The organism is Acetobacter fabarum (genome assembly GCF_011516925.1).
GTDB lineage: Bacteria > Pseudomonadota > Alphaproteobacteria > Acetobacterales > Acetobacteraceae > Acetobacter > Acetobacter fabarum.
The window spans coordinates 50,891-77,194 of the sequence record NZ_WOTG01000006.1; the positions used below are offsets into that span (position 1 = coordinate 50,891).

The window sequence follows — 26,304 nt, forward strand, 5'->3', positions numbered from 1 at the left end:
GTTTAACGGGCAGGAGTGTTGGGGGAAGGTGCACGCGGTGGATACACGCGGTGCGGTAGAACAAGATTCATGGCGGCATACGCAAGGCAGACCCAGATCAGCGCATAATACAGGTCGGTCAAAGCCAGAACGAGCGACTGTTCGTGCACAAAGGTGTGGAAAACCTGCAACCCGTTCCAGGCCACATGCGCACCATCAGCCGATGTGCCGCCCAGTTGCTGCTCAATTGGATTACCCATACCCTGCAACGCCAGTTGGTGCGTGCCGTGGTGGTCTAGCAGCATGGTGGAATGGTATTGCTCCCGCCTGCGGGTGGCGGCGGAAAAAAGGGCAAATGCGACCGCATTGGCCAACCCTTTGAGCATGTTCACCATACCGGAAATAAATGGCCCATCGGCTGGCCCCATGGCCATTGTTGCCAGCATAAGGGTAGGAATAACGGTCATGGGCTGGCCAAATACCTGAAGTATCTGGAGCAGGTAAAAATTGTCCCGCACCCAGTCGACCGTCAGCCACGTGCCTAACCAGGCGGAACCGGCAAGGCACAGCATGCCGCCTGCCAGCACAAAGCGGCAGTCCACCTTGCGGTTATTACAGACCCAGGCGATCAGCGGCAGCATGACCAGTTGAGGCAGAGCCACAACCAGAGATACCGGTGCCGTTTGTATGGGTCTGTACCCCCGCACGGATTGCAGATAGGTAGCCGGGATTTCCGCCATAATGGAACAGATTGCCAGAATACCAACCAGCGATAGCAGGGATGCCTGAATATTGCGTGAGCGCCAGTACTGAATTCTAAAATACGGGCTGGGGTGAAAAGCCTCGTTGATCACAAAGACAATAAAAGCCGCCACGCCCCAGAATGTAAGATTGGTGATGATGGGGGAGCGGAACCAGTCCAGCCTGTCCCCCTGATACAACACAATGACCAGAGAGCATATGGCAGGCAGCCCGACCAGAATACCCAGCCAGTTGAACTTCTCAAACCGTTCAAAATGCATTGGATCCCGCGGCAAGCCATAGGCCATCATGGCAATGGCAAGCGCTGCTGTGGGTATGATCTCCCAGTATAACCAGTGCCAGCCTACATGCTCAAACCAGAATGCCTCCAGCGGCAGGCCTAGATTGGGGCCAAAAGTGGCACTCATGGCGTAGCCCCCAATGCCAAATACACGGATCTGGGGTGGCAGGTACTTCAGCATCACGGTCATGAGCACCGGTGGCAGGCAGCCAGCGGATAACCCCTGAAACGCCCGAAGAATGCAAAGCGATGTGACATCCGGCATAAAGGGGGCGGGAATGGACAGGAGTGCCAGAACCGCAGTCATGAAAATGGAAAACCGGTAGATCGAGAACGTCATGTAGAACCAGGGCGTAAACGCCATGGCCGCGATGTTGAACGCCTCGTAAATGGCAATGACCCACGTGCCTTCATCATGGCCAATGTGCATGGCCCCACGAATGTCGGACAGTCCGATTTCGGTCACATGCTCATTAAAACCTGCAACATGCACGGCAAGCAGCATGCCCAGACACCCAACAACGGTGCGCAGGCCAAATGGCGGAATATAGGAAAACTGCGGTGGTGACGCATGGATAACAGGCGCACCAGCCGCCGGTGCAGAAGCGGCATTTGTCATGCCCCGCATGTTCCCGATCGGCAGGCCACAAACAACCCCCATTCACGGCAACTAACGATTCCACTTTCTGGAAGGATAAATGGTGGTGCCTACGCCAGATAACGTCTATTTTTGCAACCATGAGAGGCTATGACCTAGATCTGCTGCGCTTCCTACAGGTTCTTATCGAGGAGGAAAGCGTCTCGCTTGCGGCAAGGCGGCTGGAGGTGAGCGAACCAGCCATGAGCCGCCACCTGGCCAAGCTACGCATCGCTTTTGCAGACCCCATTCTGGTCCAGTCTGGCCGTAGCATGAGTGCTTCCGCTTTTGCTGCTGGTATTCTGGACAGGGTGCAGGAGCTTGTTCGCGCAGCCGACAGCCTGATAGAAACACGCGCACTGGCCAATCTGGCCAACATGGCGCCCACCTTTACCATCCGCGCGAATGATCTGGTTGTGGCGTCCCTTGCCCTGCCACTTCTGCAGGCCCTGAAAAAGGAGTGCCCACGCTGCGAGCTGATCTGGGCACCAGAGATTGATGACCCCGCGTCCGACCCGCTCCGCCATGGTCGCGTTGACCTTTATATTGGCGCAACGGATGTCATGAAGCCCGAAATCAGGCGCCAGACCCTGTTCCGCGACCATATGCGCGGCGTTGTGCGCAAGGACCACCCCATTCTGGCAACCCCCGTTACCCCCCAGAGCATGGTGCTGTATGATTACATCAGCGTGTCCCGCCGTGGTCGTGCGCAAGGCCCTATAGACTGGATTTTGCGCAACCAGTTCGGGCTGACCCGGCGCATAGCCATGGTGGTACCCAACTACCATTGCATGGTGGAGAGCATGAAGGGCTCTGACCTTATTCTGCCCCTGCCCGGTATTGTTGTGGAGCATATCTCGCTCAAGGCACTGGGGCTGGCAACATTCGAGTTTCCGTTATCCCTGCCCAGTATTGATGCTTTTCAGGCATGGCACCCACGGCGGGATACAGACCCCGTGCATCGCTGGCTGCGCGAAACCCTGTTCCGTGTTTCGCGGCAGGTTCTGGGGGCTTACACGCAATAATCAGCAGTTTTACAAAAAACCTGCCGTGCGGATATAAGGCCGCAAATCGCTCAAAAAAGCCTTAACGCTGGCCCGCGTATGCTGCCGTGTTGGCAGAACAGCATAGAGGTCAATTTTTTCGCCCTGCAGGTCCGGCAGAATACGCACCAGCTTGCCTTCTTCAAGGTCCTGATAAACGTCGCAGAGCAGTTTGTAGGCAATCCCCTGCCCTGAGAGTGCCCAGTCATGAATGATCTCGGCGTTGGTGGTGGAAAGGCGTGGCTCCACCATAACCACATCTGTTTCCGTCTCGTTCCCGATAACCCACTTGTTTAGCAACGCCATGGTTTTGTTTTTGCGCAGGCATAAACAATCATGCTTGGGAATATCGCGCGGATGGGTCGGCATGGAATGGCGTGCAATATAGGCGGGGGATGCACATAATACCCGCATTGTGGAGGCCAGACGGGTCACTACCGCCCCCGGTGTTTCTGGCAGACCAAGGCGGAGCACAACGTCCAGATAATCGTTAAAGTCATAGTTCCCTTCTGGCGCAAGGGCCAGATTGATCATCAGGCGTGGGTGCTTGGCGCTAAAGGCTTCAATAAACGGTGCAATCTGCCTGCGGCCCAGTTCTACCGGAGCGCCAATACTCAACGTGCCACGCGGCGCGTTGGTGCTGGACGATATTTCCTCCTCCAACTGGTCAATATCAGCCACAATGGTCAGTGCGCGTTCATAGTATAAACGCCCCGTCTCACTCAGGCCAAAATGGCGCGTATTCCGGATAACCAGCGTACTGCCCAGCCGCATTTCCAGACGTGCCAGACGGCGGGATACCGCGGCCGGAGATGTGCCCAGACTGCGCGCTCCAGCGGAAAGACTACCTGCATCCACCAGACTTATGAAAAAACGTAGATCTCCGGTTTCGTCATAAGACATGGTGCCTGCTCCTTTGGTAACGCACTCTGGTCGCCCAGTTTTGCGTTTAGCGTAATATTATTTTTCCTTAATTGTCACTACCGAAGATGTGAAAGGAGGGGCATATTCGCTTCAGAACATCAAGGTAAAGCGCAAAACATCCTTTGCCCATCTGTCAAAAAACAGACAGACGATACGAAATAGCAACGGAATAAGACAATGCCAATGCAAGCGACCGTCGAGCGGATCAAGGAAGATTATAACGCTCCTGCCCCATCGCATGAAGATACCCTGCGGCAGAACCTTATCGGCACATGGGAACTCGTGTCCTACAAGGTGGAAGAGAAAGAAACCGGCAACTTCATCAACGCAATGGGGCCAGCGCCCCGCGGCCGTGTTGTCTTTACCCCCGATGGCTGGGTCGCTTTTAACCTGGAAGGCAGCAACCGCCTTGCCGCAACAACAGATGCCGACCGCTCCCAGTTGATGAAAACACTGGTGGCCTATATCGGGCGCTACCGTGTTGAAGGTGACCAGTGGATTACCAGCGTGCAGACCGCATGGGCACCAGAATGGGTTGGCACCGAACAGCGCAGAACAGTAACCCTTAATGGTGAATATGCGGATGTTGTCACCCCATGGCGTAAAATGCCTAACTGGGCGGCTGGGCGGCTGTCGCGCAGCATTATCCGCTTCCGCCGGGCGGGTAACGCGTAAACCCGCCACGCAGGACACCCCATATACACACCGTACTTTAGGTAAGGTGTGTATATGGCAGCTTTATCCGGTCAGACCGGGCATACGCCACTGGCGCATTGTAGATGCGCCCAGTCTACAACCTCACGCACCTTTTCATCCGCAATCCCTGCGGTAATGGCTGCAAACCGACCTGCGGAAACTTCCTCTTCCGGCAGATATTCGTAGCCAAGGTCTGAATCCGCACGGCTTGGCAGTACGGCGCAGCACCTAACCCCCGGCTGGTATTTGGCGACCATGGCACGGAAATTTGCCAGATCATGGCGATCCGTATAAATTTTGAGCGTGTAGGAAACCTGATTCCCCTGCTCTGCACCAATCCAGTATTTTTCCAAAAGTTCCAGCCAGCGAAACTGTTCCTCCGGTGTGGCTTCCGGCGCAGTCAGGACCTTTTCACCCATACCCAGCCGCTGGATAAGAGGCACTGTAGGAAATCCGACAATGCTCATGCCGTGGAAACTCCGTAACGACCGAACAGGGTAGCCTTTTGCCTCGTAGGTAGACAAAAGCGGGTCCGTACCGTTTTCCCACACACCATCTTCACGCCGCACGCCTTTAAACTGTACCCAGCGCAAATACTGCCGTCTGGCTGGCAGGTGTGCCCCTTCGGTCAGACCGAACAGCTTGGAGGTTGTGCCAGCGGGTTTGACTGTGGTCACTGTAACCGGGCATTCTGCGCCCATATCCTGCGCATAGGCGTTTGCCTCAGCTTTGGCGATGCAGGAAAGCTGGTGCACCGCCTTCCAGAAAGACGCTGCCCGTTTTTCGTCCAGCATGTCTTTAAAACCGAGGCCAAACCGTAGCCATGCCCATTCATGCAGCCCGGTGGGGCCAATACCTATGCGATTTGTGCGGGCTACTTCCTGCGCATACAAGGCATCCATCCGGTTTGCCCGCAGCAGAAAACGAACGCCCAGCCTTACGGAATCCCTTACTCGCGCATCCCACGCCTGTGCCAATTCAAGCGACAGATCGCCCGGGGTGACGTCCTCCAGAGGCACAGGGCATGCCAGCAGCGGCGCAAAATCTCCAATAACGCAGTAGCCACCCGTTACGTGGAGCGTAATTTCACCACACGGGTTGGTCGTAACCGGAAAATGTGCTTCGGCCGCGCAACCCGCCAGCTCTGCCAGTAATGCCGCAGCATGCGTTGCCTGATAACGCGACGAGCGGAAATCCCTGCCATCCGTATGCACGGGCTTACGGCGGGCACTGCCCGTGCGATTATCTTCCAGTTTATCGCCGTTAATAAAACCGGGCTCACCATTAATCCATGCACAACGGGTTGCTTCCGCAAACACTGCTCTTGCATGCTCGGCAAGCGGCCCGACCTGCGCTGGGTCATTCACACACTGCCAGAATTCCTGATCCACCATGACCGAATGGTTGGCTGTCCATAGCCCCCCTTCCTCCTTGGCGCGAATAAAACGGAGGACTTCCGTATCCCGCCAGGATTTGGTGGCCATACGCGCAGCACGGCGAGCACCACCTACCTGCACCTCAACAGATAGGTAGTGGTCCACACGTAGCGCCTGCTCCCATTTGGGCATGCCGTTGCTACGTGCGGGTTCAATCACATGCATGCGCACATTCAACAGCCCACGCAGGAGCGAGATCGGGCCCGAGGCCGGCCGCCCCTGCATGCCGGCAATAGGGCTACCCGCGCAGCGAATGCGGCTGAAGTCCAGCACCAGAGAGCGTCCTTCCGCGCCCTGAAAGGCCATGGCTTCGATCATTTCGACCGCTTTGGCCCATCCTTCGCGGCTATCTTCTATAACATGCACAAGCGCATTGGGCTGTGCTGGCATGGAGGTGTGAACAAACTGGTTTAAAAAACTGCTAACCTGCGCTTCCATATCGGAATCAAACGCATCCAGCAGTGTGCCCCAGGGCAATATCTGCATTTCCAGCCCAAAATGGAGCAATCCTGCCCGGTCATGCGGGTAATCTGGATGATCTTTCCCCAGCACAAAATGCAGGTCTGGGGCCTGTGCCCAATCTACAATGCAGAGTTCATCATCATACGCACGGCCTACCCCCGAGCCATTTAGCAGCAGGTAGAACTTGGCAAAGGAGCAGATAGCCGTCGCGCAATTGGTAAACACTTCCATATTGCGGCCCGGTTGATCCTCATCCCCGTGCTGAAGGTGCCTGCCGGATGTCAGCAACGCACCGGTGGCAATGGCATTGCGGAGTTGCTGGGTTTCCCTCTCATCCACACAGGCAAGCAGGCCCGTGTTGCCTGCGGCTACTCTGCTGGCCACTGTCCCAAAACTTTCATGATCCGATGGACGGAAGACAGTCCGCCGCCCGACCGCCTCCCCCATGCCCCGGTCAAGTGCACGGGCCGGTGCCGGGCGCAGGCCAAAAGCCTCTTCAAACGGGTAGCGCGGCGCTGCCACAGGTCGCGCGGCCAGAGTGCTCGCGTGTAAAAAATGCCCGTTCATTGATTGACTCCATCATCTCGCCCAGCCGCAGAAAATCGGCCAAAAATCGTTCATGTTGTGTCTTGTTGATGATGATTGCACCATATCTGGTATTTGGCACGTACAAAATTCCGCACAAAACCCCGGCTTTGCAACAAAGGCCGGACTTCTCCTAGCCTTCCGCTTTATTTTTTGCGAATGCGGCGCATTCTAAATATTTAAGGGGAGGTGCGACTCATCCTTTATGGCTCCTCCGCTTATAACAAGAGTGGCTCATGCGTCGGGCGCAATGCCAGCAATGCTCCTGCTACAGGGCATGATACGTCTTGTATCTTGCCATCCCGCCTTATGGGCTTATGCTGCTTGGCGTTGTTACCGTGTGCGTTTCTGCTGGGAGCTTGTGTCCGTTGTCCACACCTCAACTTGTTGATCCAAAACTGACTCAGGCCGCAGTTTTTCTGGTTCTGACCCTTGATAGCGATACTTCGGTCAACCCGCAGGTTCTGGACCTTCTGGGGGATATTTCGTCTCTTGTGCGAGGAATTGGCTTTCGGATTCCAGATGGCAAGCTGAGTTGCGTAACCGGAATTGGGTCACAGGCATGGGACCAGCTTTTTGGTGCACCACGCCCCAAAGAACTCCACCCCTTCCGTGAGATCAATGGCGTGCACCATGCGCCAGCAACGCCGGGGGACCTGCTTTTTCATATCCGTGCAACCCAGATGGATCTCTGCTTTGAACTGGCAGCAGCACTTGTGGCCCGGCTGGAAGGTGCTGCAAGCGTTGTGGATGAAGTCCACGGTTTTAAATATTTTGATGCCCGCGACCTGCTCGGCTTTGTGGACGGCACGGAAAACCCTTCTGGTCAGGTTGCCACGAATGCTACAATCATTGGTGAAGAAGATCCCGCTTTTGCAGGGGGAAGCTACGTGATTGTGCAAAAATACCTGCACGACATCAAAAAATGGGATGCTATTCCCACCGAGGTGCAGGAGCACATTATTGGTCGCAAAAAGGTATCGGATATAGAACTGCCCGAAGCCGCAAAGCCCAGCTACGCCCATAATGTTCTCACCAACATTGAAGAGAACGGTGAGCAACTCCAGATCGTGCGTGAAAACATGCCATTTGGCACCGTAGGTAAAGGGGAGTTTGGCACATACTTTATTGGTTATGCCCGCTCCCCGGCCCGAACGGAGCAGATGCTCCAGAACATGTTTATCGGCAAACCACCGGGCAATTATGACAGACTGCTGGACGTGAGCACCGCAGTCACCGGTTCGCTGTTCTTTACGCCTACCTGCGAATTTCTGGACGCTGCCCCGGATATGGAAGGACCGGCTCAACCCGCCTCCCCCGCCCCTCAGCTTCCACCGCGTGACAAGCAAGACGGTTCCCTCGGCATTGGATCACTCAAGAATTAAGGACGCCAGACATGAACAACCTGCACAAACACCTTGCCCCCATTTCCGCCGAAGCCTGGTCCCAGATTGAGGAGGAAGCCACCCGCACTATCCGCCGCCATCTGGCTGGCCGCCGTGTGGTAGATACACCAGACCCCAAAGGCACCGCTTTTGCAGGCGTTGGAACCGGGCGTGGCAAAAAAATCGACACCTCGGATACCGGTGTTCTGGCCACCCAGCGCGAAGTGCTGCCATTGGTTGAACTGCGCGTTCCCTTCACTCTATCCCGTGAAGAAATTGATGCCGTGGAACGCGGCGCTCTGGATTCAGACTGGCAGACCGTCAAGGACGCCGCGCAAAAAATTGCTTTTGCCGAAGACCACGCCATATTCGATGGCTTTGAAGCCGCTGGTATTTGTGGGCTGCGTAAGGGCACTTCCAACCCCCACCTCAAACTGCCGCCACAGGCCAAGGACTACCCCCACGCCATTGCAGAGGCCCTGAACACCCTGCGCCTTGCTGGCGTCAATGGCCCCTATTCGGTTGTGCTGGGTGCGCAGGCGCATCTGGCGGTTAGCAGCGGGGATGATGATGGCTATCCCGTTCGCAAGCATATTGAGAGCATGATTGACGGCAAAATCATCTGGGCACCTGCACTTGAAGGCGCTTTTGTCGTCTCCATGCGTGGTGGGGATTTTGTGCTTGATATCGGGCAGGATCTCTCCATTGGCTATCTGAGCCATACGGCAGAAACCGTGGAACTCTACCTGCAGGAAAGCTTTATGTTTCGCGTGCTGACCAGCGAGGCAACGGTTACTCTGGATCATTCTACGGCCTCTGCTTAACAGCGTTCCCCGCAGCCTGTCTGCCCGTCAGGTAGGCTGATAAAGGCGGCATATGCCCGGTACGGGAGCAACCAGAACGCCCCACCGGGCCATGCCGCCTTTTTTGTGCGCATGTCAGCCCACGCTCAAAGCGTGGCCTGCGCAAAACTTAATGCCCGCAGCAGTTTACGAAGTCCCGGTGTTACGCGATAAGACTGCTTTGCTGTTCCCCCATATGCGCGTTTTTCCTGAGGTTCCATGATCCGTCTCGACAATATCAGTAAACATAATGGTCACCGTGTGATCTTTATCGAGGCGTCTGCTGCCTTGCAAAAGGGCGAAAAAATCGGACTGGTTGGCCCCAATGGTGCGGGCAAGACCACGCTTTTCCGCCTGATTACGGGGCAGGAGGAACCGGACGAAGGGCATGTGCTGACCGACCGGGGCATTACCATCGGCTTTTTCAATCAGGACGTAGGGGAGATGGCAGGCCGCAGCGCGGTTGCCGAGGTCATGGATGGTGCTGGCCCCGTAGCCGAAGTGGGAGCAGAACTTGCCAGACTGGAAACCGCTCTGGCTGACCCCGAGCGCTTTGACGAGCTGGATACCATATTGGAGCAGTTTGGCGAGGTTCAGGCCCGCTTTGAAGAGCTCGGAGGCTACGCACTGGATGGCCGCGCGCGTGAAGTGCTGCATGGGCTGGGCTTTAGCCAGGAAATGATGGACGGAGACGTAGCACTCCTGTCCGGTGGCTGGAAAATGCGTGTCGCACTTGCCCGTATTCTCCTGATGAAGCCCGACGTGATGCTGCTGGATGAACCAAGCAACCATCTGGACCTCGAAAGCCTGATCTGGCTGGAGCAGTTCTTGGCAGGTTATGATGGCGCTTTGCTCATGACATCACATGACCGGGCGTTCATGAACCGGATCATCAACAAGGTGATCGAAATTGATGGGGGCGCCCTGACCAGTTTTTCAGGCGATTACGAGTTCTACGAACAACAGCGCGCCCTGAATGAAAAGCACCAGCAGGCCCAGTTTGACCGGCAGCAGGCCATGCTGGCCAAGGAAGTCGCGTTTATTGAACGGTTCAAGGCACGTGCATCCCATGCAGCACAGGTGCAGAGCCGGGTTAAAAAGCTGGATAAAATTGATCGGGTGGAACCACCAAAGCGCCGACAGGCTTTGTCTTTTACATTCCCGCAGGCGCCCCGCTCGGGTGATTCCGTGGTCAACCTGCGTGGCGTGGATAAAAGCTACGGCTCGCGCGTTATCTATAAAGGTCTGGACCTGTTAATCCGGCGGCAGGAACGCTGCTGTGTGCTGGGCGTAAATGGTGCGGGCAAATCCACCCTGCTCAAGCTGGTAACAGGCACCACCGAGCCCGATGCAGGCACTGTTACGCTGGGTGGCAGTGTTAAAATGGGCTACTTTGCCCAGCATGCCATGGACCTGCTGGACGGCGAGCGCACGGTGTTTGAAACATTGTGCGATACCTTCCCTCTGGCCAATCAAGGGGCTTTGCGCACGGTTGCTGGCGGGTTCGGCTTTTCCGGTGATGACGTGGACAAAAGCTGCAAGGTGCTCTCGGGGGGTGAAAAAGCCCGGCTGGTCATGGCGTTGATGCTGTATGACCCGCCGAACTTTCTGGTGCTCGACGAACCAACCAACCATCTGGATATTGCCACAAAGGAAATGCTGATTGCCGCACTGGCGGATTATGATGGCACCATGCTCTTTGTCTCGCATGACCGGCATTTTCTGGCAGCCCTTTCCAACCGTGTGCTGGAGCTCACTCCAGATGGCCTGCACCGCTATGATGGGGGATATACTGAATATGTCGCCCGAACCGGACGGGAAGCACCGGGACTGCATGAGTAGAAACACCAGCAGAACCCGGCAACCGATTAAGGTTTGAAAGGCCATTCGGATATGAAGCACTATTCCGCAGCCCAGACCGCAGAATGCCTGCCCTTTGCCAGTCTGGTTGATGCGCTGGCTGTTGCGGTGCAGGACTACGCCAATGGTGCCATAACCTGCCCGGAGCGCACGGTTATTGGTGCGCCGGGCGGGACTGGCCTGCTCATGGCCATGCCTTGTGCAAGCCCGGATATTCTGGTCACCAAGCTTTTGACCATATGCCCCGATAACGCTGGCACATCACGCCCGACCATTCAGGGGCAGGTAACCTGTGCGGATGCAAAAACGGGCGAGCTCCTATTCTCGCTCGATGGCCCAACAGTAACCATGCGCCGCACCGCAGGCATAAGCATGCTGGGCATACGCCTGCTAGCCCGCAAACCTGTCCGTAAAGTGCTGATTATTGGCACAGGTGCACAGGCAAGTGCCCATTGTGCAGCCTTGGCCAGCCTACACCCCCAGACAACAGTCTTTGTACGCGGTCGAACCCCCGAACGGGCAAAAGATTTTTGCGAACGGCATCAGGCCCTGCCTCTCGACCTGCGCCCGGCAGCCCCACAGGATACCCGGTTTGATGTCATTATCACTGTGACACCAAGCAGGGAGTGCCTGTACAATGAACAACCAGTTCCAGAAAGCCTGATTATTGGCGTTGGTGCTTTTCGGCCAGATATGATCGAAGTTGGACCGCGCACTGTACACGCAAGCCAGCTTTATGTTGATGACCCAATAGGCGCACCTAGCGAAGCAGGGGATCTGCTTCAGGCTGGCATGGACTGGGCGAACGTGCGCTCTCTTGCTTCGGCACTCCATACTCCCCCCTCTTTGGAGCGGGCTGTTTTTTTCAAGTCCGTTGGATGTGCCGCGTGGGATCTGGCTGCCTGCCGCGTTGTGCCGCACTAACCCAGCCTGAGTGTCCCCACAGTCCATGCCCTCTTACACGAGGCCATGAACTGTAGGGAGTATTGTCTTTACGCAGGAATATTCTGCACAATGGCAGCGCCAAGTTCACGCGTGCCCGCTGTGCCGCCCATATCTGGGGTGCGGGGTGTTGCCGGATTTTCCAACGTTTTTTCAATTGCCTGCATCACCAGCCCTGCAGCTTCTGGCTCGCCCAGATGCTCCAGCATCATGGCCGCAGCCCATATCTGCCCTACGGGGTTGGCAATAAAGCGGCCTGCAATATCGGGTGCGGAGCCGTGAACTGGTTCAAACATGGAGGGGTAAGCCCGTTCTGGGTTAATATTGGCCGAGGGAGCAACAGCAATTGTGCCTGTAATGCCCGGCCCCAGATCAGACAGAATATCCCCGAACAGATTACTGCCAACAACCACATCAAACCGTTCAGGAGACATGACAAACCGCGCGGCCAGAATATCAATATGGTACTGGTCCATCCGCACATCCGGATACTCTTTGCCAATCGCTTCAAACCGGGAATCCCAGTAGGGCATGGAATGGAACAGACCATTGGATTTGGTGGCGGACGTTACATGCAACCGCCCTAGTTTACGGGCATATTCAAACGCGTAACGGAGAATACGGTCTGTGCCATAACGGGTGAAGACCGCAGTCTGCATAGCCCCTTCGGATGGTGTACCTTCACCAAACACGCCACCTATCTGGGAATATTCACCTTCACAGTTTTCACGCACAATCCAGAAATCTATATCGCCGGGTTTTTTATTGGCCAATGGGCACGGGATACCCGGCAAAAGCCGGACCGGGCGCAAATTGACATACTGGTGGAACTCCCGCCGAATGGGAATAAGCAGCCCCCAAAGCGAAATATGGTCTGGAACAGATGGAAAGCCCACAGCACCCAGCAAAATGGAATCACTTTGCGAGAGCTGGTCAATACCGTCCTTTGGCATCATCTGCCCGGTGCGCAGCCATGTTTCGCAGTTCCAGTCATAATTGCGAAATTTTATTCCAAAATCGCAAACTTCTGCCACACGCTCCAGAACATTCAGGGCTTGCGGCATAACTTCCGTGCCAATACCATCCCCCGGAATAACGGCTATTTCATAAGTCTTCACGCGGTTTTATCCTTATTACCAGATGAACAAACACGTCTTTTTCAATCAGAGGGCATGCTCTTGCGCGGCACATATATGGGCAAGAGTGTGCCAGTAGCGCACCCCTCTGGTTATGATTGAATCGTCAAAATCATAATCAGGAGAATGGAGTTTATGAGACTCCCCATTCCCGATCATGGCATAGGCTCCAGGCTTCTTCTGCAGCATGAAGCCAAAATCCTCGGAGGCCAGACTGGGGGTAATATCCATATCCGGCATTGGGCCACCCATTTGTGCTTCCAGTGCACGCATGGCTTTGCGTGCAAACTGGGTTGCATGGTGCTCGTTAACCGTAACGGGGTAAGGCTGATGAAAATTAACCTGTATGGTCACACCATGGGCCACCTGTAGCCCACTGCACAGGCGTTGCAGCCCATCCTTGAGTTCATCAAGCACCACCGGGTCCAGAGCACGCAAGGTGCCTGCCAACCGGGCTGTTTCTGGCAATATGTTATCCGTTGTTCCTGCATCAAAAACACAAAAGGACACCACGGCAGGAATGGTGGGGTTCGTGCGGCGGGCCACCAGTAACTGGGCCTCCTGCACCAATGCTGCCCCAATGGTCAGCGGGTCTGTGCCCAGATGTGGCTGGGCCGCGTGGGACCCCTTGCCTGTAATCTGGATTGCAAAGCGCCAGCCACCCGCCATAATCGGGCCAGAACGAACCCCCATGCGCCCGGCTTCCAGCCCCGGCCAGTTATGCAGGCCAAAACAGTAATCCGTTGGGAACAGACCAAACAGACCTTCATCTATCATAACCTGTGCACCAGCCCCGCCCTCTTCCGCAGGCTGGAAAACAAAGTGTACCCGGCCGCATGGCGGTGGGTCTGCTTTAAGCAGTGCCGCAGCACCAAGCAGCATGGCGGTGTGCCCATCATGCCCACAGGCATGCATAACCCCGGGTGTGCAGGATGCCCACGGCGCTTGCCCTGCCTCGCTTACTGGCAGGGCATCCATATCGGCGCGCAGCATAATGGCGGGGCCTGCAATCCCCGTATCCAGCGTGGCGACAACCCCTGTTCCGGCAAGGCCGGTATGGGGCGCGTAACCCAGATTTTGCAGATACTCGACAACAAGAGCAGATGTTCTGTGCTCCTCAAACCTGAGTTCGGGGTGCGCATGCAAATCCCTGCGTAGTTCAGCCAGAAAAGCCACATCAACAGTCAATGGTTCCATAACTGTTTACTCCGCCGCCATCAGCACGCTTTTAAGCCTCAGATTAGCTTCAAACGCCTGCCTGCCGAGGTCTTTGCCAATGCCGGAACCGCCAAACCCGCCAGTTGGAATAACAAAGTCTGAAGAACGGCCATAACGGTTAACCCATACCGTGCCAGCCTTGAGCGTACGAATGGCGCGCATGGCTCTGGGCAGGGAGGCAGTATGTACACCGGCTGCCAGCCCATAAACAGGGTGTTCAGCCAGCGCAAATGCCTGATCATCCTCATCAAACACCTGTATGGCCAGAACGGGGCCAAAGACCTCCTCCTGCCACAAGGGGCATTCTGCATTCTGAACCATTACCATACCGGGGGAGAGGAAAACGCCACCGGTATTCGTATCCATACGTTTGCAGGCCACCAGTTCCTGCGCACCTGCATGCACACTCCCTTGCACCAGTGCGAGAATACGGTTTGCCTGTGGTTCTGAAATAATGGGGGAATACGCAGCGTTTTCATCCCACGGGGCTAATGCCTTTACTTGCCCGCACCGTGCAACAAGTGCTGCAATCAGGGGTTCGGCCACACCACGCTGCACAATAAGGCGGGAGCCGGTTACACACACCTGCCCGGCATTGCCCGTAAAGGCGCGAAAAATGCGGTCCGCCACATCATCCACACTCGGAATATCATCAAACACCAGTTGCGGGCTTTTCCCGCCCAGTTCCAGCGTAACCGGTTTTGGCCCGCTTTCAGCAGCGGCTTTCATGACAGCAATACCCGTGCGGGTGGACCCGGTAAAACTGAGTTTGCCAATAACCGGATGCCTGCAAATGGCCTCCCCCGTTGCAAGGCCCGTGCCTTGCACAACATTGAACAACCCTGCGGGCAACCCGGCCTCAACTGCCAGTTCGGCCAGCCTGACTACTGAAAACGGCGTCATTTCAGATGGCTTGAGCACCGTGCCATTCCCCGCGGCAAGAGCTGGCACCACTTTCCAGCTTGCCATAACCAGCGGAAAGTTCCACGGCGCAATGGCCCCGGTAACGCCGTAGGGCTCATACACGGTCATGCCCAAAAGATTAGTGGCTGTTGCGGCTACGTCTCCGCCAACCTTATCACAATACTCTGCAAAAAACCTTATACCTTCAGCAAGGAAAGGAATATCCCACCCAACTGTCTGGGCAATGGGGCGGGTGGAGCAGACTGTTTCCAGCCGGGCCAGTTCCATGGCGTTGCGCTCGACCAGATCAGCCCAGCGACGCAGAACTTTTGCACGCTCGCGTGGAGCACAGCTTGCCCACCCACTCTGGCGCTGCACACGGGCAGCAGTTTGTGCGGCCTCGTCCACCAGATCAGCCCCGGCTTCTGGCAGATGTGCCAGAATGCGGCCATTCCCTGGGCTGGTTACGGCAATATCCGCCCCACCGGGCACAAGCTTGCCTGCCAGAAAATGCCCAACGGGCAGCGCTACATCTTCTGGACGAAAACCAAGATTGTTCACGCTCTACTCCCCTGCACTGTGGCTGTTGCAAACGCCATTCAGGTCATTGCGGTATCGTAGTTTTTCTTATCCATACTGTTGGCGCAAATACTAAAACGGGGTGAATGGCAATTTAATGCTTTCTTACAGCCCCTGCCTCCAGAACAGCACAATCCGCTATCGTAACGACTGGTTACAGCACCATATTTTCCGCCCGTACCAGCATAGGAAAAATAAGGCCAACAACACAACGGATACCAACAGCCATGACTCCAGAGACACTTGTATCACTCGATCGTGCCCACCTGATCCATCCCGTCTCATCATGGCGTGATCAGGAAGAGCACGGACCGCGCATCCTGCAATCTGGTCAAGGATCATGGCTGACAGATATTCATGGTAACAGGCTGCTCGACGGGTTTGCTGGGCTCTGGTGCGTTAACGTGGGTTACGGCCAGCAAAGTGTTGTGCAGGCCGCCGCAGAACAGATGACCCGCCTGCCCTATGCCACCGGCTATTTTGGCTTTGCAAGCGAGAGCGCCATTACCCTTGCTTCCCGCCTTGCGGCCGTAACGCCGGGTGATCTTAACCGGGTCTTTTTCTCCCAAGGTGGGTCCGATGCCGTGGATAGCGCCCTGCGCTTTATCCGCTTTTACCAGCATGCCCGTGGCACACCGGAAAAACGCCACGTAATTGGTCTGGCCCGTGGCTACCATGGCAGCACTTACACCGGGGCTGGCCTTACAGCCCTTGCGGCGTTCCATCGTAATGCAGATGTGCCTTTAGCCTGGCAGCATCACATCCCCAGCCCTGACCCCTACCGCCACCCCAAAGGGCCGGATGCCGCCGCCATTATTGCCGCCTGTGTAGCCGACCTCCACAACAAGGTGGCCGAACTTGGCGGGCCAGAACACGTCGCCGCATTTTTCTGTGAGCCTGTGCAGGGTTCGGGTGGTGTTGCTGTGCCGCCGGTCGGGTGGCTGAGCGCCATGCGCAACGCCTGCCGGGAACTGGATATTCTGTTTGTAACGGATGAAGTGATTACCGGTTTTGGCCGCACAGGCCCCCTGTTTGCCTGTGAGCATGAAAATGTTGTGCCGGATATGATGACTGTAGCCAAAGGCCTGACATCTGGCTACGCCCCCATGGGAGCCGTATTCATGAGCGAGGGCATGTATGCCACAATCCGCGATGCAACCCCCGCAGGTGTTGCCGTAGGCCACGGCATGACCTACAGCGCTCACCCCGTTAGTGCTGCCATTGGCCTTGCCGTGCTGGACCTTTACCAGAACGGGCTGCTTGAAAACGGCGTACGCTCCGGTGTGCATCTGGCTGAGCGCCTTGCCAGCATGAAGAACCACCCGCTTGTGGGCGATACCCGGTCCATGGGCATGCTTGCAGCCATTGAACTGGTGACAGACAAACAGGCCAAAACCAAGCCTGCGGCCTCGTTGGGTATTTCCAAAAAACTGGCCAGAATTGGTTACGAAAATGGCGTTCTGTTCCGCGCCTTTGGGGATGACATCATCGGGCTGGCTCCTCCGCTGTGCATGACGCTGGAAGAAACAGATATTCTGTGCGATCGTATCGAAATCGTATTAAACACATTGCTGGACGACAAGGACATAGCCGCAGCAATTGCCTGAGACACCGAGCCGTGGCGCACATGCGCCGCCACGGCCATGGCAGGAGATTCACCCTCATGAAGGGACTTTTCCGACGTGTGTCCGAAACACAGCGGTCACCCATTACCATAACAGTAAACGGGCAACCCGTTACAGCGCTTGAAGGGGACACCATTCTAACCGCCCTCCTTCTGGCTGGCGGGCAGCTCCGTATGAATGAGTTTGATCAAAAACCAAGGGCAGGTTTCTGCCTTATGGGAGCCTGTCAGGATTGCCGCGTATGGACCGAAAGCGGTGATGAACTGCGCGCCTGTTCCACCCCCGCCACCCCCGGCCTACGTATAGTGACAGCAGAGGTGCCATGGACAAGCCAGTAGTTATTGTTGTCGGGGCGGGGCCTGCTGGCACACGCGCGGCACAAACCCTTACTCAGGCCGGCCTGCGCCCGATTGTGCTGGATGAAAACCGCCAGCAGGGTGGCCAGATATACCGCAGGCAGCCGGAAAATTTTGTGCGGCCAGCATCAAAGCTCTATGGCGCTTCCGCACGTTCCGCCACGGCACTGCATACAGCTTTTGCAGAATTACTCCCGCATATAGAATACCGCCCAGAAACGCTGGCATGGGGTGTTGTGGACCAGCAGGTGCTGGTGGAACATAACCAGCGGGTAGAGGCCATTCCCTATGATGCGCTAATTATTGCTACCGGGGCTACCGACCGCATTATGCCCTGCCCCGGCTGGACATTACCCGGCGTGTTTACCCTTGGGGGTGCCCAGATCGCGCTCAAAGCACAGGCCTGCGCCGTTGGTGCGGCCCCAGTCTTTATGGGCACGGGGCCACTTCTGTATCTGGTGGCGTGGCAGTACCTCAAGGCTGGCATCAAGCCACGGGCGGTGCTGGACACGTCATCCCTTAAAACACGTATCAAAGGCCTGCGTGGCCTGCGCCACCGGCCCGCCATACTGGCACAGGGTGTGCGTTATATGGCCGAGCTCATGCGTGCTGGCGTGGCCCTGCATGCCGGTATTCAGCCCGTGCGCATAGAAGAACGGGATGATGAAGATGGCTTGCGTGTAAGAGGTGTAACCTGGCGCAACAGCCGCGGGCAGTTACGCCATACCGTGGGCGATGCCGTAGGTATGGGGTATGGCCTACGCTCGGAGACGCAACTGGCCGACCTGCTGAAATGCGACTTCGCCTTTGACCCCACATCCCGCCAGTGGCTGCCTGTTACGGACGAGGATGGCGCAACATCGCAGCAAGGCGTTTACACCGCAGGGGACGGTGCAGGCATACGCGGTGCAGATGGCGCGGAATATGCCGGTGCTCTGGCCGCCCTGCGCTGCCTTGCTGATCTGGGCTTGACTGTGTCTGCACAGGAAGTCGCACGTTTGCGCAAGGCGCTGGAGCCTATGACGGCCTTCCGCACCGGGTTGGAAACGGGTTTTCCCTGGCCATGGCGGAATGCTGCCTCCTTACCGGACGAGACTGTTATCTGCCGCTGCGAGAACGTGACAGCAGGTGATATTCGGCGGGCAGCCGGCTCGCTGGATGCGCCGGAACTCAACCGTGCCAAAGCTTTTGTGCGTGTGGGCATGGGCCGTTGTCAGGGGCGCATGTGCGGCCTTGCCGGCGCGGAAGTTCTGGCAGCCGCCCGTAACATACCCATTGAACAGGCAGGCCGTATCCGTAGTGCGGCGCCCATTAAACCCTTACCCGCCAAAATCCGGGGTATTATGACATGAGCCAGCCTGTTACCAACACCACTGCACGGGCCGATGTTATTATTATTGGCGGCGGCATTATGGGGGCTGCAACCGCGTTTTTTGCGCGCCAGCGGGGTTTGTCCGTTATTCTGCTTGAGCGCGATCTGGTCGGCCAATATGCCTCGGGCACCAATTTTGGCAATGTGCGCCGCCAGGGGCGCTTTTTGCCCCAGCTCCCTCTTGCCAACAGGTCCCGTGCCCTGTGGGACGACCTCCCCCGCCTGATTGGCGAAAATGTTGAATTTCTGCCCAGTGGGCATGTGCGTGTTGCTTTTAAAGCCGAGGACAGCGCCCGACTGGAAAAATACGCACAGGACTGTAAACCCTATGGGCTGGAACTGGAGCTTTACAGTGGCCGCAAGGCTGTAGAGCGCTTTCCCATGCTCGCGGCAGATGTGGACTGCGCGTCTTTTTCCCCGCTTGACGGGCACGCCAACCCCCGCCTTGCCGCCCCGGCGTTTGGCCGTGCTGCACGGCGGGCGGGTGCAACTGTGCGGGAGGGGGCCGAAGTCAGCAATATTACACGCACGGCAGAAGATTTTGTGGTGGAAACAGCTGATGGCCTGCGCTTTACCGCCCCCCTGCTCCAGATTTCGAGCGGAGCATGGGGGCAAAAAATGGCTGCCGCGTTTGGCGAAAACCTGCCGCTAACCCCCAAAGCTCCGCAGATGGGGGTAACAGAACCTGTTCCCTACCGTATTCACCCGGTTATTGGCTATGCCTCATGGGTGGAGGAGGAAGGCGTTTATCTGCGGCAGGTGGAACGCGGTAATATTGTATTTGGTGGCGGGCTACGGGGCACTGTGGACCTGAACACCAAGCGGGCACAGCTTAACCCGCTGAACACTGTCAGGCAGATGCCGCATCTGGAGCGTATTCTGCCTGACTTTGCACGCCTGCGCATTATTCGGACATGGACCGGTATTGAAGGTTATACCGATGATGATCTACCCGTTATGGGGCCAAGTGCCCGCGTGCCGGGCCTGTATTACGCCTTTGGATTCTGCGGTCACGGTTTTCAGCTCGGGCCGGGTGTAGGGGCAACCATGGCGGACCTGCTGGCTACAGGCAAAACCGAAATTCCCCTTGAACCCTTCAGCATTGCCCGTTTTGCGGCTCCGGTCAGCCTATAATAGTCCCTGATCTGCCTGCCGGTTCTGGGCGGGCAGATCAGGCCAAATATGCCCACGGCATTATCTGTGGTCCTTTTTCCAACATACAGAAGGCTCTGCTGCATAAACCAAGAAAGCAGTAGCATTCTCCGCTCAGTTTATGTTGTCATATCGTAACGTTAACCAGACGGACAAAAACATCATGACGACGTTCAGGCCAAAATTCGTAACATTTGACTGCTACGGCACCCTGACCCGCTTTCGTATGAGCGACATGGCGCGTGAGCTTTATGCAGATGTTGTTCCCCCCGAAGGCATGGAACAGTTCTGCAAGGACTTTGCCGCCTACCGGCTGGACGAAGTTCTGGGCCCTTGGCAGCCCTACCGTTACGTGCTGCTCAATGCCGTGGAACGCACCTGCAAAAAATGGAATGTTCCCTTTGCACCCGAAGTGGCCAACAAGTTTTATGAAGCTGTTCCCACATGGGGGCCTTGGGACGATGTGCCCGCGGGGCTGGCCAAAGTTGCCAAGGAAGTGCCTCTGGTCATCCTTTCCAATGCTTCCAACACGCAAATCCACTCCAATGTGGCCAAGCTTGGCGCACCTGTGCACGCTGTATTCACGGCGGAAGACGCGCAGGCTTACAAGCCGCATATGCGTGCATTTGAATACATGCTGGACAAGCTGGGCTGTGGTCCGGAGGACATCCTGCATGTTTCATCTTCCCTGCGCTATGACCTGATGACCGCGCATGATCTGGGTATTCGCAACAAGGTTTTTGTTGCGCGCGGGCATGAACCCTCCACGCCGTATTACGGTTACACCGAAATCCCCAATATTGGTGGCCTGCCCGGCGTTCTGGGCCTGTAAACCTTTAGCCCGGATGCGGGGCGATTATTCCCATACAATATTCGCCCCGTTCTGTTTGTTCCTTCCCCCTGTTTTCCCCCAGTTGGAGCGTGTTGATGCTGAACCGACGCAACATGATAAAACAGGGAACACGCCTGCTCGCCACAGGGGTTTGCGCGGCTCAACCTTGGCTCGGCACAACGTGGGCAGAGGATAACAATGCTGTTGGAGCCGGTTTTGCACAAGCCGGGCAGCAGGGCACACAGCCCCGCACCGGCGGACACGTACGGGCGGCCTCCACATCGGGCTCCCTGAGCGACACGCTGGACCCTGCGCGCCAGTCCATGGCGACTGATTACATGCGGGGCAACATGTTTTACGATGGTCTTGTCGCACTGGACGAGACCCTGACCCCACACCCGGCTCTTGCCCAAAGCATAGAGAGCACCGACTTTAGAACATGGCATATCCGGCTACGCAGTGGCGTGTGCTTCCATGATGGAGCCCCCCTGACATCAGCCGATGTTGTGTATTCCATCCTTCGCCATAAAGCGCCCGAGCTTGGATCACAGGTCCATTATCATGCCATGACCATGCGCACCGTAAAAGCCGATGGCCCGCTTGGCGTTGTGATTGAACTGGATGTACCCAATATCGCGTTCCCCTCAGTTCTGGGGTTAACCAATTTTGCCATCATCCGTGAGGGCACAACCCAGTTTCATAAAGCCAATGGCACCGGCCCGTTTACCTGCGCCGTTTTCCAGCCGGGTATTCGTTCAGTAGCCCTGCGTAACCCCAATTTTTGGCAACCCGGTGGTGTGTGGGTGGATTCCCTCGAACTCATTTCCATCAGTGATGATATGGCCCGGCATAATGCCCTACTCTCAGGCGATGTAGATATTATTGCTGCCGTGGACCCCCGGCTTGTAGCGCTCATCCGCAAACGCAATATCGCAGTGCTGGAAAGCCCGACAGGCACCTACACCAATCTGGCTATTCGGCAGGATGTGGGGCCGGGCCAGAACCCGGATTTTGTGCAGGCCATGAAGCTGCTGTTCAACCGCGAACAGATGCGCAATTCCATTTATCTGGGTTTTTGCCGCACAGGTAATGACCAGCCTCTGCCCCCCGAACACCGCGACTGCAACACAACCCTGCCCCAGACCGAGTTTGAGCCGGACAAGGCGCGCTTCCTGTTCAAAAAGAATGGTTTTCTCAACCAGAGCCTGCCACCGCTCATCTGTTCCCCCGCCGCTAACGGCTCGGTAGAGATGGCAGTGCTCCTGCAGAATGCGGCACAGAATATTGGGGTCAAGCTGGATGTGCGCCGCATGCCAGCAGATGGGTACTGGACGCAGTCTTGGATGCGTTTTCCCATGGGGTTTGGCAATGTTAACCCCCGTGCCTCCGCAGACATGACCTTTGCCGTCAGCTTTGCATCAACCGCCCCATGGAACGAATCTCACTGGCGCGACCCACGGTTTGACCAGTTACTCGCCCTGAGCCGCCAGGAGCCAGACACTACCAAACGGCACGCCCTGTATAACGATATGCAGGCCATGATCCGCGCAGGCTCAGGCGTGTGCATCCCCAGCTTTATTACCAGTCTGGACGGCTTTCATCCCCGCATACAGGGTTTACGCCCGCATCAGGGCGGGCAGTTGATGGGGTATAATTTTGCCCGCCACATCTGGGTAGATGAACAGCCTACCCGCTCCACAGCAGGGGGGACGGCTCCATGAATGCCAAGCTTGGCATAGCCATTGCCCGCAGGCTTGGCGCATCCTGCGTATCGCTTGTTTTTGTCGTGGTCGCAGTCTTTTTTATTACCTCGGCCCTGCCCGGCGATGTTGCGCAATCCCTGCTGGGGCAGGCCGCAACGCCTGATGCAGTTGCAGCCCTGCGCCACAGCCTGCGGCTGGATGAGCCTGTTCTCCTGCGTTTTGCAAGCTGGGCTGGCGGGTTGCTCCGGGGGGATTTTGGCATGTCTCTGGTCAGCCACCAGTCTGTCATGAGCATGGTGCATGAGCGCCTGCTGCACTCCCTTTTGCTCGCGGGCATTACAACGCTGTTTGCCGTTCCCACGGCTTTGCTGCTTGGTACGCTTTCGGCCATATTCCGCAATACGGTTTTTGACCGTTGTGTATCCGTGCTGACACTCTGCGTTGTGTCTGTTCCCGAGTTTCTGGTCGCAACACTGGCGGTGCTGGTGTTTGCCGTGCAGCTGCACCTGCTGCCCGCCCTTGCCAGTATTAGCGATATTCATTCCATCGGGTCGTTTCTGGCGGCGTTCTCAATGCCAGTCGCCACACTGGGGTGTGTGATTGTGGGGCAAATGGCACGCATGACACGCGCCGTTATGGTGAATGTGCTCAGCTCATCATGGGTGGAAATGGCCGTGCTCAAGGGGGTGTCCCCCACCGCCATTATCCTGCGCCACGTTTTGCCCAATGTTGTGGCACCACTGTTCAATGTCATGGCGCTCAGCCTTTCCTACCTGCTTGGAGGCGTGGTCATTGTGGAATCTGTTTTTCATTACCCCGGGATTGCCAGCCTGATGGTGGATAGCGTGGCATCGCGCGATATTCCGCTGGTACAAACCTGTGCGCTCATCTTCTGTGCTGCGTATCTGCTGCTAACCACGCTAGCCGATGTTGTGGCCCTGTTTTCCACACAGGAAAGGAGCCGTGCATGATGCTTGCGTTCCCCCTGCCACGTTACCTGACGCCGTTTTTGCAAGCCCCAGCACTGCTCGCCTTGCTGTGGCTTCTGTTAGCCCTTGCTGGACCATGGGTTGCCCCCTACCTGCCCGGAGAAGTAGTCAGCACCACCGTATTCGCCCCCATATCTGCCAGGCATTGGCTTGGAACGGACTATCTGGGTCGCGATGTGCTGACCCGCCTGCTCTATGGCACCAGCAGCACCGTACTGCTCTGTGCGGCTTCAACAGTCATGGCTTGTGGCGCGGGGGCCTTTCTGGGCATGATGGCAGCCCTTAAACGGGGCATGACCGATACCCTGCTCTCGCGCTTTATGGATGGTGTTATTTCCATACCCTCCCTGTTAAGCGGGCTTGTGGCGGTGGCGACCTTTGGCTCCTCCGTGCCGGTGCTTGTGCTGGCAATGGCGTGCATTTACCTGCCCGGCTCCTACCGCACATGCCGCATGCTGGCACTGTCCATCGTGCAAAAGGACTTCATCCTTGCCGCACGCATGCGCGGAGAAAAGACCAGCTATCTGGTCGTGCGGGAAATCCTGCCGAACATGGCTGGTCCCGTGCTGACCGATGTGGGGCTGAGGTTTATTTACGCCGTAAGGTTATTGAGCAATCTCAGCTTTCTGGGGGTCGGGTTACAGCCCCCACAGACCGACCTGGGCTCCCTCACGCGGGAAAATCTGCTTGGCCTTGTTTACGGAGCACCAGCAGTTATCGCGCCCGCACTGGCCATTGCGTTCCTAACCGTGGGGCTCAATCTTGCACTGGATGGTAAAGGGCGACACCAATGAGCGGGCACTCCCCCCCTCCCCTTATTACAGTCCGGAATCTCTGCCTGACCGGCCGCAGGGCCACAGGGCCGGAAACCACCATTGTCTCCAATGTCAGCTTTGACGTGGCAGAAGGTGAGATGCTGGCCTTGATCGGTGAATCCGGGTCAGGCAAAACCAGCATTGCTCTGGCCCTGACCGGCTATGCCCGCACAGGCTGCCGCATAGCGCAGGGGGAATTACGGGTCGCCGGGCATGATGTGCGCACCATGGGGGCTAGCGAGTTACGCAGCTTTCGGGGCAAGACCATTGCCTATATTGCCCAGAATGCCGGAGCTGCCTTTAACCCAGCCCTGCCCCTTATGGAGCAGGTGATTGAACCCGCCCTGACCCACCACATTCTCCCCCGCAAGGAGGCTGTGGACCACGCCATTGCACTGTTCGAGATGATGGCCCTGCCCACGCCGCACACCATCGGCGCACGCTACCCGCATGAATGTTCGGGGGGGCAACTACAGCGGATCATGGCGGCCATGGCGCTGATAACCGAGCCTGAGGTGGTCATTTTTGACGAACCGACCACTGCGCTGGATGTCACAACGCAAATAGAAGTGCTGGAAGCTTTTAGGGTCGCCATGCGCCAATGTGGGTTTACCGGTGTTTACGTAACCCACGATCTGGCCATTGTAGCCCAGATGGCCGACCGTGCTGTTGTGCTCAAAAACGGCAGCGTGCAAGAGGAAGGTCCAACCGGGCAGATCCTGAACAAACCCACACAATCCTACACCCGGCAGCTTGTTGCCGCCAGCCAGCCACACCTGCGCAACCATGATGCGTTGCCCCCGGCAACACCATTGCTGGATGTGCAGAACCTGATGGTCGGTTATGGGGCCATCATGCCCAATGGCCACCCCAGACACACCATTGTCAACTCCGTAAGCCTGCCTGTCCGTGCGGGAGAAACACTGGGGATTATTGGCGAATCAGGCTGCGGCAAAAGCACCCTTATCCGCGCCATAGCCGGTATTCAGCCCTGGTCAGGGGGGAACATGTTCTTTGCTGGTGAGCCCCTCCCCCCCAGAATTGAGGACCGCACGCCCCAGCAGCGCCAGCACCTGCAACTGGTCGCGCAGAACGCGGATCTGGTGCTTAACCCGGCCCTGAGCGTAGGTGCCACGCTCCGCCGTGTTCTGACATTCTATAACGAGGATGCCTCGGACGCGGCCCTTAACCGGGTTCTGGACATGGTGCGCCTGCCTGCTGCCGTTGCCGGGCGTTACCCGACCCAGCTTTCCGGCGGCCAAAAACAGCGCGTCAACCTTGCGCGCGCACTGGCTGCCCGCCCCCGCCTTGTGCTCTGCGATGAAATAACCGCAGCGCTCGATACCGTTGTAGCCGCCGCCATTTTGGACCTGATGATGGAACTCAAGCGCGAGCTGGGGGTATCGTGGCTTTTTGTTACGCATGACCTGCACGCACTGCGTTCTGTGTGTGACCATGTGGCGGTTCTGTATGCCGGGCATTGCGTGGAGTTCTCTACCGCTTCCGCCCTGAACGCCCCCCCACGCCACCCTTATACCCGTAAGCTGGAAAGCTCGGTGCCGGAAATGCACCCAGGCTGGCTGGACGGGGTCATTCGGCAGAACGGGCTCAAACCTGGCAGGGTGGCCCCTATTCCCGCCCATGGCTGCTGCTACATGCCGCGTTGCCCGGTTGCTGTTGCGGACTGTGCACAAACCCCTCCCCCAACGTGGCAGGCCCCTTCTGGCGCACTGATTAACTGCCACCTACAGGCACCAGACCTATCCTGATCCCCCTTTTGTTAGGACAAAC

Annotated in this window: 21 protein-coding genes; 15 read left to right on the top strand and 6 right to left on the bottom strand. The window is 56.9% G+C overall.

The genetic code is table 11. The features are described 5' to 3' along the window. Window positions 1-2: 2 nt before the first annotated feature. A complete protein-coding gene (locus GOB83_RS08900; protein WP_165925803.1) occupies window positions 3-1,640 on the bottom strand; it encodes an MFS transporter in 1,638 nt (545 codons plus the stop codon). 119 nt (window positions 1,641-1,759) lie between these two features. On the opposite strand from GOB83_RS08900, the gene GOB83_RS08905 reads away from it, so the two are divergent. After that, window positions 1,760-2,683, top strand: coding sequence for a LysR family transcriptional regulator (locus GOB83_RS08905; RefSeq protein ID WP_086646793.1), 924 nt, complete (start codon window positions 1,760-1,762; stop codon window positions 2,681-2,683). Between the two features lie 9 nt (window positions 2,684-2,692). Here the strand turns inward: GOB83_RS08905 and GOB83_RS08910 are convergent, their stop codons facing one another. Continuing rightward, window positions 2,693-3,604 carry a LysR family transcriptional regulator gene (locus GOB83_RS08910; protein WP_086646794.1) on the bottom strand — a complete coding sequence of 304 codons (912 nt, stop codon included), beginning with the start codon at window positions 3,602-3,604 and terminating at the stop codon, window positions 2,693-2,695. Window positions 3,605-3,802: 198 nt separating this feature from the next. On the opposite strand from GOB83_RS08910, the gene GOB83_RS08915 reads away from it, so the two are divergent. After that, a complete protein-coding gene (locus GOB83_RS08915; RefSeq protein WP_095349880.1) occupies window positions 3,803-4,300 on the top strand; it encodes a lipocalin-like domain-containing protein in 498 nt (165 codons plus the stop codon). A 71-nt stretch (window positions 4,301-4,371) separates the two neighbouring features. On the opposite strand, the gene GOB83_RS08920 is transcribed toward GOB83_RS08915, so the two are convergent. Further along, the gene (locus GOB83_RS08920) at window positions 4,372-6,786 is read right to left on the bottom strand and encodes a recombinase (RefSeq protein WP_165925804.1); all 2,415 of its coding nucleotides are present in this window, start codon (window positions 6,784-6,786) and stop codon (window positions 4,372-4,374) included. Between the two features lie 386 nt (window positions 6,787-7,172). On the opposite strand from GOB83_RS08920, the gene GOB83_RS08925 reads away from it, so the two are divergent. The 4 genes from GOB83_RS08925 (at window position 7,173) to GOB83_RS08940 (ending at window position 11,815) form a co-directional block, all read left to right on the top strand. Next, entirely contained in the window at window positions 7,173-8,189 is a 1,017-nt protein-coding gene (locus tag GOB83_RS08925) for a Dyp-type peroxidase (protein ID WP_242005801.1), read from the top strand. An 11-nt stretch (window positions 8,190-8,200) separates the two neighbouring features. Further along, window positions 8,201-9,013 (top strand): family 1 encapsulin nanocompartment shell protein, encoded by an 813-nt coding sequence (locus GOB83_RS08930; RefSeq protein ID WP_165925805.1) that lies wholly within the window; start codon window positions 8,201-8,203, stop codon window positions 9,011-9,013. A gap of 237 nt (window positions 9,014-9,250) precedes the next feature. Beyond that, complete coding sequence (locus GOB83_RS08935; RefSeq protein ID WP_086646799.1) at window positions 9,251-10,873, top strand: ABC-F family ATP-binding cassette domain-containing protein; 1,623 nt, start codon at window positions 9,251-9,253, stop codon at window positions 10,871-10,873. A 51-nt stretch (window positions 10,874-10,924) separates the two neighbouring features. Further along, window positions 10,925-11,815 carry a delta(1)-pyrroline-2-carboxylate reductase family protein gene (locus tag GOB83_RS08940; protein WP_165925806.1) on the top strand — a complete coding sequence of 297 codons (891 nt, stop codon included), beginning with the start codon at window positions 10,925-10,927 and terminating at the stop codon, window positions 11,813-11,815. 68 nt (window positions 11,816-11,883) lie between these two features. Here GOB83_RS08940 and GOB83_RS08945 read toward each other — a convergent pair whose 3' ends face one another. From GOB83_RS08945 to GOB83_RS08955, 3 genes are read right to left on the bottom strand one after another with little or no spacing between them, the layout of a single operon-like run. Next, window positions 11,884-12,951: a tartrate dehydrogenase gene (locus GOB83_RS08945; RefSeq protein ID WP_095349874.1), complete on the bottom strand. Its 1,068-nt coding sequence runs from the start codon at window positions 12,949-12,951 to the stop codon at window positions 11,884-11,886. 45 nt (window positions 12,952-12,996) lie between these two features. Beyond that, window positions 12,997-14,166: an amidohydrolase gene (locus tag GOB83_RS08950; RefSeq protein WP_165925807.1), complete on the bottom strand. Its 1,170-nt coding sequence runs from the start codon at window positions 14,164-14,166 to the stop codon at window positions 12,997-12,999. 6 nt (window positions 14,167-14,172) lie between these two features. Continuing rightward, window positions 14,173-15,651: an aldehyde dehydrogenase family protein gene (locus GOB83_RS08955; RefSeq protein ID WP_165925808.1), complete on the bottom strand. Its 1,479-nt coding sequence runs from the start codon at window positions 15,649-15,651 to the stop codon at window positions 14,173-14,175. A 245-nt stretch (window positions 15,652-15,896) separates the two neighbouring features. On the opposite strand from GOB83_RS08955, the gene GOB83_RS08960 reads away from it, so the two are divergent. The 9 genes from GOB83_RS08960 to GOB83_RS09000 all read left to right on the top strand — a co-directional run bounded on the left by GOB83_RS08960 (window position 15,897) and on the right by GOB83_RS09000 (window position 26,282). Continuing rightward, the gene (locus GOB83_RS08960; RefSeq protein ID WP_165925809.1) at window positions 15,897-17,276 is read left to right on the top strand and encodes an aminotransferase class III-fold pyridoxal phosphate-dependent enzyme; all 1,380 of its coding nucleotides are present in this window, start codon (window positions 15,897-15,899) and stop codon (window positions 17,274-17,276) included. A 56-nt stretch (window positions 17,277-17,332) separates the two neighbouring features. Continuing rightward, on the top strand, window positions 17,333-17,632 hold the full coding sequence (locus GOB83_RS08965) for a (2Fe-2S)-binding protein (RefSeq protein WP_095349870.1): 300 nt from the start codon (window positions 17,333-17,335) through the stop codon (window positions 17,630-17,632). Next, the gene (locus GOB83_RS08970; protein WP_165925810.1) at window positions 17,617-19,002 is read left to right on the top strand and encodes an FAD/NAD(P)-dependent oxidoreductase; all 1,386 of its coding nucleotides are present in this window, start codon (window positions 17,617-17,619) and stop codon (window positions 19,000-19,002) included. The genes GOB83_RS08965 and GOB83_RS08970 overlap by 16 nt, the downstream gene beginning before the upstream one ends. Beyond that, window positions 18,999-20,156: an NAD(P)/FAD-dependent oxidoreductase gene (locus GOB83_RS08975; protein ID WP_165925811.1), complete on the top strand. Its 1,158-nt coding sequence runs from the start codon at window positions 18,999-19,001 to the stop codon at window positions 20,154-20,156. Before GOB83_RS08970 ends, GOB83_RS08975 begins: the two co-directional genes overlap by 4 nt. A gap of 181 nt (window positions 20,157-20,337) precedes the next feature. Continuing rightward, window positions 20,338-21,006, top strand: coding sequence for a haloacid dehalogenase type II (locus tag GOB83_RS08980; protein WP_086646808.1), 669 nt, complete (start codon window positions 20,338-20,340; stop codon window positions 21,004-21,006). Between the two features lie 95 nt (window positions 21,007-21,101). After that, window positions 21,102-22,727 carry an ABC transporter substrate-binding protein gene (locus GOB83_RS08985; protein ID WP_165925812.1) on the top strand — a complete coding sequence of 542 codons (1,626 nt, stop codon included), beginning with the start codon at window positions 21,102-21,104 and terminating at the stop codon, window positions 22,725-22,727. After that, window positions 22,724-23,680, top strand: coding sequence for an ABC transporter permease (locus tag GOB83_RS08990; protein ID WP_086646809.1), 957 nt, complete (start codon window positions 22,724-22,726; stop codon window positions 23,678-23,680). The genes GOB83_RS08985 and GOB83_RS08990 overlap by 4 nt, the downstream gene beginning before the upstream one ends. After that, a complete protein-coding gene (locus GOB83_RS08995; RefSeq protein ID WP_242005802.1) occupies window positions 23,677-24,492 on the top strand; it encodes an ABC transporter permease in 816 nt (271 codons plus the stop codon). Before GOB83_RS08990 ends, GOB83_RS08995 begins: the two co-directional genes overlap by 4 nt. Continuing rightward, on the top strand, window positions 24,489-26,282 hold the full coding sequence (locus GOB83_RS09000; RefSeq protein WP_165925813.1) for an ABC transporter ATP-binding protein: 1,794 nt from the start codon (window positions 24,489-24,491) through the stop codon (window positions 26,280-26,282). Before GOB83_RS08995 ends, GOB83_RS09000 begins: the two co-directional genes overlap by 4 nt. The last annotated feature ends 22 nt before the right edge of the window (window positions 26,283-26,304 follow it).

Bases quoted from the DNA above. Each gene is read 5' to 3' on its own strand.
- GOB83_RS08900 (WP_165925803.1), bottom strand. From the start codon at position 1,640: ATGACAAATGCCGCTTCTGCACCGGCGGCTGGTGCGCCTGTTATCCAT.
- GOB83_RS08905 (WP_086646793.1), top strand. From the start codon at position 1,760: ATGAGAGGCTATGACCTAGATCTGCTGCGCTTCCTACAGGTTCTTATC.
- GOB83_RS08910 (WP_086646794.1), bottom strand. From the start codon at position 3,604: ATGTCTTATGACGAAACCGGAGATCTACGTTTTTTCATAAGTCTGGTG.
- GOB83_RS08915 (WP_095349880.1), top strand. From the start codon at position 3,803: ATGCCAATGCAAGCGACCGTCGAGCGGATCAAGGAAGATTATAACGCT.
- GOB83_RS08920 (WP_165925804.1), bottom strand. From the start codon at position 6,786: ATGAACGGGCATTTTTTACACGCGAGCACTCTGGCCGCGCGACCTGTG.
- GOB83_RS08930 (WP_165925805.1), top strand. From the start codon at position 8,201: ATGAACAACCTGCACAAACACCTTGCCCCCATTTCCGCCGAAGCCTGG.
- GOB83_RS08935 (WP_086646799.1), top strand. From the start codon at position 9,251: ATGATCCGTCTCGACAATATCAGTAAACATAATGGTCACCGTGTGATC.
- GOB83_RS08940 (WP_165925806.1), top strand. From the start codon at position 10,925: ATGAAGCACTATTCCGCAGCCCAGACCGCAGAATGCCTGCCCTTTGCC.
- GOB83_RS08950 (WP_165925807.1), bottom strand. From the start codon at position 14,166: ATGGAACCATTGACTGTTGATGTGGCTTTTCTGGCTGAACTACGCAGG.
- GOB83_RS08960 (WP_165925809.1), top strand. From the start codon at position 15,897: ATGACTCCAGAGACACTTGTATCACTCGATCGTGCCCACCTGATCCAT.
- GOB83_RS08965 (WP_095349870.1), top strand. From the start codon at position 17,333: ATGAAGGGACTTTTCCGACGTGTGTCCGAAACACAGCGGTCACCCATT.
- GOB83_RS08970 (WP_165925810.1), top strand. From the start codon at position 17,617: ATGGACAAGCCAGTAGTTATTGTTGTCGGGGCGGGGCCTGCTGGCACA.
- GOB83_RS08975 (WP_165925811.1), top strand. From the start codon at position 18,999: ATGAGCCAGCCTGTTACCAACACCACTGCACGGGCCGATGTTATTATT.
- GOB83_RS08980 (WP_086646808.1), top strand. From the start codon at position 20,338: ATGACGACGTTCAGGCCAAAATTCGTAACATTTGACTGCTACGGCACC.
- GOB83_RS08985 (WP_165925812.1), top strand. From the start codon at position 21,102: ATGCTGAACCGACGCAACATGATAAAACAGGGAACACGCCTGCTCGCC.
- GOB83_RS08990 (WP_086646809.1), top strand. From the start codon at position 22,724: ATGAATGCCAAGCTTGGCATAGCCATTGCCCGCAGGCTTGGCGCATCC.
- GOB83_RS08995 (WP_242005802.1), top strand. From the start codon at position 23,677: ATGATGCTTGCGTTCCCCCTGCCACGTTACCTGACGCCGTTTTTGCAA.
- GOB83_RS09000 (WP_165925813.1), top strand. From the start codon at position 24,489: ATGAGCGGGCACTCCCCCCCTCCCCTTATTACAGTCCGGAATCTCTGC.